General features: G+C 48.3%; 8 protein-coding genes. 2 read left to right on the forward strand and 6 right to left on the reverse strand.

Translation table 11 applies throughout. From position 1 onward, the window contains the following. Positions 1 to 19: 19 nt before the first annotated feature. Complete coding sequence (gene nlpE / locus GC128_RS15200; RefSeq protein ID WP_151995015.1) at positions 20 to 715, forward strand: envelope stress response activation lipoprotein NlpE; 696 nt, start codon at positions 20 to 22, stop codon at positions 713 to 715. Positions 716 to 781: 66 nt separating this feature from the next. Here nlpE and proS read toward each other — a convergent pair whose 3' ends face one another. The 6 genes from proS to metN form a co-directional block, all read right to left on the reverse strand. After that, the gene (gene proS / locus GC128_RS15205; protein WP_151995016.1) at positions 782 to 2,500 is read right to left on the reverse strand and encodes a proline--tRNA ligase; all 1,719 of its coding nucleotides are present in this window, start codon (positions 2,498 to 2,500) and stop codon (positions 782 to 784) included. Positions 2,501 to 2,613: 113 nt separating this feature from the next. After that, entirely contained in the window at positions 2,614 to 3,321 is a 708-nt protein-coding gene (tsaA, locus tag GC128_RS15210; RefSeq protein WP_151995017.1) for a tRNA (N6-threonylcarbamoyladenosine(37)-N6)-methyltransferase TrmO, read from the reverse strand. Further along, positions 3,318 to 3,722: an Rcs stress response system protein RcsF gene (gene rcsF, locus GC128_RS15215; protein WP_034461033.1), complete on the reverse strand. Its 405-nt coding sequence runs from the start codon at positions 3,720 to 3,722 to the stop codon at positions 3,318 to 3,320. The genes tsaA and rcsF overlap by 4 nt, the downstream gene beginning before the upstream one ends. Positions 3,723 to 3,836: 114 nt before the next feature. Continuing rightward, complete coding sequence (gene metQ, locus GC128_RS15220) at positions 3,837 to 4,652, reverse strand: methionine ABC transporter substrate-binding lipoprotein MetQ (RefSeq protein WP_151995018.1); 816 nt, start codon at positions 4,650 to 4,652, stop codon at positions 3,837 to 3,839. Positions 4,653 to 4,696: 44 nt separating this feature from the next. Further along, entirely contained in the window at positions 4,697 to 5,350 is a 654-nt protein-coding gene (locus GC128_RS15225; protein ID WP_064516368.1) for a methionine ABC transporter permease MetI, read from the reverse strand. Next, the gene (gene metN / locus GC128_RS15230) at positions 5,343 to 6,374 is read right to left on the reverse strand and encodes a methionine ABC transporter ATP-binding protein MetN (RefSeq protein ID WP_064516370.1); all 1,032 of its coding nucleotides are present in this window, start codon (positions 6,372 to 6,374) and stop codon (positions 5,343 to 5,345) included. Before metN ends, GC128_RS15225 begins: the two co-directional genes overlap by 8 nt. 190 nt (positions 6,375 to 6,564) lie before the next feature. Between metN and gmhB the strand changes: the two genes are divergently transcribed. Then, the gene (gmhB, locus tag GC128_RS15235; protein WP_151995019.1) at positions 6,565 to 7,125 is read left to right on the forward strand and encodes a D-glycero-beta-D-manno-heptose 1,7-bisphosphate 7-phosphatase; all 561 of its coding nucleotides are present in this window, start codon (positions 6,565 to 6,567) and stop codon (positions 7,123 to 7,125) included. The last annotated feature ends 327 nt before the right edge of the window (positions 7,126 to 7,452 follow it).

Here is a 7,452-nt window from a genome sequence, read left to right on the forward strand (position 1 = left end):
CCAGAAGAAGGAAGAGATGGTGAAAAAGATTCTATTGTCAGCTATCGCTGTGTGTAGCTTGTTTGCACTTTTTGGCTGTAATAACCGGGCTGAAGTTCAAACGTTACAGCCTGCTCAAGCCGCAGAGCTACAGCCAATGCAGCAAAGTTATAAAGGGGTTTTACCTTGCGCGGATTGTTCAGGGATTGAAACGTCGCTGTTTTTGGAAAAAGACGGCACCTGGGTGATGAATCAACGTTATCAGGGCGTGAAAGAACCTTCAGTCTTTGCCTCTTACGGAAGTTGGGCACGTACCGCGGATAAATTGGTTCTCACTGAACGCGACGGCGAAAAACTCTATTTCCGCCCGAAAGGCGATAACCTGGAGATGTTAGATAGGGCAGGTAACTCGATTGAGTCTCAGCTCACTTACACTCTGACGCCAAGTAAAGAAGCGTTACCTGCAACGCCGATGACCATGAAAGGCATGTATAAGTACATGGCTGATGCGGCGATTTTCCAGGATTGCTCTACAGGGAAAACATTCGCTGTGGCCAGTAACGCAGAGCTGGAACGTGGATATGCGGCAGCGCGGGGTGAGGATTATCAGCCGGTATTGCTGGTGGTTGATGCTCACTTTACATTGCAGGCATCACCAGATAGCGGCGAGTTGAAGAAAACAGTCGTTGCAGACCGAGCAGCCAAATTTGAGCCTAAGAAAAGCTGCCACGATTGATAAACAAGTGGATATAAAAAAGCCCCGCTAATCACTTAGCGGGGCTTTTTACTTTATATGCCAGTATTAGCGTTGAATCTGTGCCAGCAAGAAATCAATGATTTCGCCGGTTTTGATCATCTGCTTCTCACCTTCACGGCGGTTTTTGTATTCAACTTCTTCGCTATCAAGGTTGCGATCGCCGATAACGACAGTATGAGGAATACCAATCAGTTCCATATCGGCAAACATCACGCCTGGACGCTCTTTACGGTCATCCATTAATACGTCGATGCCTTTGGCACGCAGAGTTGAGTACAGCTCTTCAGCCAGTTCTTTCACGCGGAAAGATTTGTGCATGTTCATTGGCAGAATCGCAACCTGGAATGGTGCGATTGCATCTGGCCACACAATGCCACGCTCGTCATTGTTCTGTTCGATTGCAGCAGCAACTACGCGAGTCACACCGATACCGTAGCAACCCATGGTTAGCGTTTGGTTACGGCCATCTTCACCCTGAACAGAAGCTTTCATCGCTTCGGAATACTTGGTGCCGAGCTGGAAGATATGACCCACTTCGATACCGCGTTTAATAAGCAGAGTGCCTTTACCGTCCGGGCTTGGATCACCTTCAACAACGTTACGGATATCAGCAACTTCTGGCAGCGCAACATCACGTTCCCAGTTAATACCAACGAAGTGTTTACCGTCGACGTTAGCGCCGGCTGCGAAATCGCTCATTGCGGCAACGGTACGGTCGATAACGACAGGGATTGGCAGATTAATTGGGCCAAGTGAACCCGGACCTGCTTTCGCTACCGCACGAATTTCTTCTTCTGTCGCGAAAGTTAGTGGGCTGGCAACTTGTGGCAGTTTTTCTGCTTTAACTTCATTCAGTTCATGATCGCCACGAACCAGCAGAGCAACCAGCGGGTAAGCGCTGCCTTCGGTAGCTTTAACCATCAAAGTCTTAACGGTTTTTTCTACCGGCAGGTTGAACTGTTCAACCAACTCAGCGATGGTTTTCGCATTCGGCGTATCGATCTGCGTCATTTCAACAGTGGGTGCAGCACGACCACCTGCTGGAGCAACGGCTTCAGCAAATTCGATGTTCGCTGCAAAATCAGATTCGGTTGAGAAGATAACATCATCTTCACCACACTGAGCCAGTACCTGGAATTCGTGAGATGCGCTGCCACCGATTGAACCGGTATCCGCTTCTACCGCGCGGAAATCCAAACCCATACGGGTGAAGATTTTGCTGTAGGCTTGATACATTGCATCATAAGTTTCCTGCAGGGATTCCTGAGAAGTATGGAAAGAGTAAGCATCTTTCATCAGGAATTCACGGGAACGCATGACGCCGAAACGTGGGCGCACTTCGTCACGGAACTTAGTCTGGATCTGGAAGAAGTTCAGTGGCAGTTGTTTGTAAGAGCTCAGCTCATTACGAATCAGGTCAGTGATGACTTCTTCGTGAGTTGGGCCGAGAACAAATGGACGATCGCCGCGATCAACAAAACGCAGCAGCTCTGGGCCATACTGTTCCCAACGACCGCTCTCCTGCCACAAATCTGCGGGCTGAACTACGGGCATGCACATCTCGATGGCACCGGCGTTGTTCATCTCTTCACGCACGATGTTTTCGACTTTTTTCAGGACGCGCAGACCGGTCGGCAACCAGGTATACAAACCAGAAGCGAGTTTGCGGATCATCCCGGCACGCAGCATCAGTTGGTGGCTGATGACCTCAGCGTCGGCTGGTGTCTCCTTCAGTGTGGAGAGCAGATATTGGCTAGTACGCATGTTGTTACGGTTCCATTTGAACGGCAGATAACTGGCTACCTGAGTAGCCTGATGCAAAATAAGTGTTTTAGTTTACCAGTGTGGCAGGGATGTCAAAAGAGAAGGGCGATAAATTAACGGGTCTCAATTGCAAACACTTCTGAACCTTCGTCGGTCACACGCCAGCGAACGTTAAAATCCAGCAATAAAACGGCATAGGTTTTACCCGTACCTTCCGTTTTACGATAGGCCGGACGAGGGTCTTGTGCGAGCACCTGGCGGATGAAACGCTCAATGTAAGGGTAACGTTTATCCAGCGCCGGCAATTGCTGCTGCACTTCAGCGGTAAAGTAAACCGGCATATCGGCTGCGGGAGCATGCTGCGCATAACCCGCTATGGCTTCTGGCACGGCTTCTGCAAACGGCAAGTAGGGTTTGATATCAACGATAGGTGTGCCATCGACTAAATCCAGGCTGCCTAACTGCAAAATGACCTGATCTTTCTGGCAACGAATACCTTTCAGCTCAACCAGCGACATCCCAATGGGGTTGGGGCGGAAGGTCGAGCGAGTAGCAAAGACGCCCATACGCGCATTCCCACCCAGGCGCGGCGGGCGAACCGTCGGGCGCCAGCCACCTTCCATCGTTTGATGAAAGACAAATAGCAGCCATAGATGACTAAAACCTTCGAGGCCACGAACGGCATCCGCCACATTGTAGGGAGGTTGTAAATGCAATTCTCCACCGCCATCAGTCACTAAACCTGGTTGGCGGGGGACTGCAAACTTCTCTTTATAAGGAGAGCGGATAACACCAATTTGCTCGAAACTAAATGCTGTCATTTTGCAGAAACGTTTAACGCCGAACCAACGCAAACAGCCTGACGGTAACACCCTGGTGTGCCGCTGGTGACATCACAGCTATGAAGTAAGACCGCATTTGCTTTCATTTTTGAGGCGTTTACTTGTAAGCGTTTGCGAGCTGTTGGGATATTCGGTGGCGAATCCTGATTGCTAACCTGGCATGAATCACCGCTGACTTCACCGAGGTCGCGGAAAGGTTTACCGACTAACTCTTCAGCATTGGTATAGATTCTTACTGGTGCTGGACGTGGAGCTTTAGGTTTAGCAGGTTCTGGCGCCGGCGCTGTTGCAGTGCTTTTAACAGGTTCAACAGGGGATCTGCTTAGCATCGTACAGCCGCTCAGCATGACTGCTAATAAACAGATCGGTAAAGCACGCATAATTTTTCCTCAATGAATGATAAAACGCGATTATTGAACCAAGCTCTCGCACAAATAACAAGACGGGCATAAGCCCGTCTTAGATTATTTACGCAAAAATAGAAGAATGGAAACTTACCAGCCTTTAACTGCGCCGCCGTTGAAGACTTTGTTTGCTGCTTCGTAAACTTCGTCAGACTGGTAAGCCTGAACGAACTTCTTAACATTTTCAGCGTCTTTATTGTCTTCGCGGGAAACGATCATGTTCACGTATGGAGAGTCTTTATCTTCAACGAAGATACCGTCTTTCGCTGGGGTCAGGCCAATCTGGCTTGCGTAAGTAGTGTTGATGATAGCCAGAGCAATCTGAGCATCATCCAAAGAACGTGGCAACTGAGGTGCTTCCAGCTCTACCAGCTTCAGGTTTTTAGGGTTCTCAGTGACATCCAGAACAGTTGGCAGCAGGCCAACACCATCTTTCAGTTTGATCAGACCTTGTTTTTGCAGCAGCAACAGGGAACGGCCAAGGTTAGTTGGGTCGTTTGGCAGAGCAATCTGTGCACCGGTTTGCAGCTCATCCATTGATTTGATTTTTTTGGAGTAGCCAGCAATTGGGTAGACGAATGTGTTACCTACAGAAACCAGTTTGTAACCACGGTCTTTGATCTGCTGATCCAGGTATGGTTTGTGCTGGAAGGCATTAGCATCGATATCGCCTTTGCTCAGCGCTTCGTTAGGCAGAACGTAATCGTTAAAGGTAACCAGCTCAACATCCAGGCCATATTTCTCTTTTGCGACTTTCTGCGCAACTTCAGCAACCTGCTGTTCAGCACCAACGATGACGCCAACTTTAATATGGTTTGGATCTTTCTCGTCCTGACCGCAACCCACAAGTGCCAGAGAACCAATCAGAGCACCAACTGCCGCAAAGGTTTTAAATTTAAAAGACATATCCCTTCCTTACTATGTGTAAAAACGATGTTGTGTTGAACGTATTATTTGTGAGTCACTGCCCGGACGATACGATCGCCTGAGAATTGAATTAAATACACTAATACCACCAATAACACTAATACCGTATTCATCACGGTAGCGTTATAACCGATATAACCGTACTGATAACCAATCTGACCTAAGCCACCGGCACCAACAGCACCACCCATAGCAGAATAGCCAACCAGGGTAATCAGCGTGATGGTTGCAGCATTCACCAGACCCGGGAGTGCTTCTGGCAACAGAACTTTGCGAATGATCTGCATTGGTGTGGCACCCATTGCGCGTGAAGCTTCAATCAGGCCCGACGGGATTTCTAACAAGGCGTTTTCAACCATACGTGCGATGAATGGTGCGGCACCTACGGTTAATGGCACGATAGCAGCCTGCAGACCAATTGAGGTCCCGACAATGGTACGAGTAAATGGAATCATCCATACCAGCAATATAATGAACGGTATAGAACGGAAGATATTCACTAACGCTGAAAGGCTGTTATAAACCTTCGCGTTCGCGCTGATTTGCCCCGGACGTGTAATATAGAGGAGCACACCAACAGGCAACCCAAGAACGAAGCCAAAGAAGCCAGACACAAACGTCATCGCCAGCGTTTCATACACGCCTTTTAACAGTAACCACATCATTGGCTCAGACATAACCCAGCACCTCTACTTTTACATGTTGCTGCTGCAGGTATGCGATAGCAGCGTCCATATCTTGATGTTCTCCGTGTAACTCACACAGCATAATGCCGAACTTCACTCCTCCGGCGTAATCCATCTGCGCGCTGATGATATTGCTGTTCACATTAAAGCGGCGGGCGGTTTCGGAAAGTAGCGGAGCATCAACAGACTGGCCGGTAAATTCCAGGCGCAGTAAAGGAACCGTTGTTTCGCTTTTATCGGCGCTCAAACGCTGTGCGTAATCTTCCGGAATATCCAGATGCAAAGTGGATTGAATGAACTGTTGTGCCAGCGGTGTCTTTGGATGAGAGAACACTTCGCTTACAGTGTCTTGTTCTATTAGCTCACCGTCGCTAATGACCGCAACGCAATCACAGATGCGTTTAACAACATCCATTTCATGAGTAATTAAAAGAATAGTCAGGCCAAGACGGCGGTTGATATCTTTCAGAAGTTCCAGAATCGAGCGTGTCGTTGCGGGATCGAGTGCGCTGGTGGCTTCATCGCACAGCAGGACTTTTGGATTACTTGCCAGAGCGCGAGCAATCGCGACACGCTGCTTTTGCCCACCGGACAGGTTAGCTGGGTATGCATCGTGCTTTTCGCTCAGGCCGACTAAATCGAGTAATTCAGACACTCGGCGCTTAATTTCTTCACGTGGCGTATTGTCCAGCTCTAAAGGCAATGCAACGTTGCCATAAACAGTACGGGAAGAGAGCAAATTAAAGTGCTGGAAAATCATGCCAATCTGGCGGCGAGCTTTAGTCAGCTGCCCTTCAGAAAGCGTTGTCAGCTCCTGGCCATCGACCAGTACTGAACCTTGAGTTGGGCGTTCGAGCAGATTTACACAGCGGATGAGTGTGCTTTTCCCTGCACCTGATGCGCCGATCACGCCATAAATTTGCCCAGCAGGAACATGCAGGCTGACATTATTCAGCGCCTGTATGCTGCGGCTTCCTTGCTGGAACACTTTGGTGATATTCGAAAGTTTAATCATTAGGTTATTTATTATCGTATGAGTGTAAGCCGTGGCATTTTCTGCTGCCGATAACGGGTGATGACCGTTATCGATATGGATGTTAAGGCATCCAGACGTCTAAATCAATCTGCGAATGATTGTCTGTTCCCGCGAGGATAAGAAATCATGCGATACTACAGCTAATAATCCCAGTTTCAGGAGTTTCCAAGTGGCACAGTCTGTTCCCGCTATTTTTCTCGATCGTGATGGCACCATTAATGTGGATCATGGCTACGTTCATGAAGTGGACCAGTTCGAGTTCATTGATGGTGTGATTGACGCAATGCGTGAGTTAAAAGCAATGGGCTATGCATTGGTTCTTGTCACCAACCAATCAGGTATCGCCCGTGGCATGTTTACGGAAGATGATTTTGAAAATCTGACAGAGTGGATGGACTGGTCTTTAGCAGACCGCGGTGTTGACCTGGATGGTATCTATTATTGCCCGCATCACCCAGATGCAATAATAGAAGAGTTTCGCCAAACCTGTGATTGCCGTAAACCGCAACCGGGCATGTTGCTCTCTGCTCAAGAGTTCCTTCATATAGATATGGCTTCTTCATATATGGTTGGCGACAAATTGGAAGACATGCAGGCAGCGTCAGCTGCACAAGTAGGGACAAAAGTACTGGTTCGTACTGGTAAGCCAGTCACTGAGCAAAGCGAAGCTGCAGCTGATTTTGTCATTAATAGCCTCGCAGACCTGCCAAAAGCGATAAAAGCGCGCTAAAAATAAGCTTAGCGCCTAAAAAATGTGCGGTCGGTAATTATTTTGAAAATAGGGGTTGTCAGTTTCCAGAAAATCCCTATACTGCGCCTCCACTGACACGGCGCAACGGCTTACAAACCGGCCCGTCAGCCAGATGAAAAGCGAAAATAAACGCTTGACTCTGAAAGAGGAAAGCGTAATATACGCCACCTCGAGTTAGAAAGCGAAAGCGTCTAACTCACTGCTCTTTAACAATTTATCAGACAATCTGTGTGGGCACTCGCAGGATTGATATCTCAGATACCTTCGGGTATCAAAAAAATATCAAGTCTTGAAGAGTGACCAAGC

The sequence above is a fragment of the Buttiauxella massiliensis genome, from assembly GCF_902500225.1.
Lineage (GTDB): Bacteria > Pseudomonadota > Gammaproteobacteria > Enterobacterales > Enterobacteriaceae > Buttiauxella > Buttiauxella massiliensis.

Coding starts and splice junctions, on each gene's coding strand:
- proS (WP_151995016.1), bottom strand. CDS start 2,500: ATGCGTACTAGCCAATATCTGCTCTCCACACTGAAGGAGACACCAGCC.
- tsaA (WP_151995017.1), bottom strand. CDS start 3,321: ATGACAGCATTTAGTTTCGAGCAAATTGGTGTTATCCGCTCTCCTTAT.
- rcsF (WP_034461033.1), bottom strand. CDS start 3,722: ATGCGTGCTTTACCGATCTGTTTATTAGCAGTCATGCTGAGCGGCTGT.
- metQ (WP_151995018.1), bottom strand. CDS start 4,652: ATGTCTTTTAAATTTAAAACCTTTGCGGCAGTTGGTGCTCTGATTGGT.
- GC128_RS15225 (WP_064516368.1), bottom strand. CDS start 5,350: ATGTCTGAGCCAATGATGTGGTTACTGTTAAAAGGCGTGTATGAAACG.
- metN (WP_064516370.1), bottom strand. CDS start 6,374: ATGATTAAACTTTCGAATATCACCAAAGTGTTCCAGCAAGGAAGCCGC.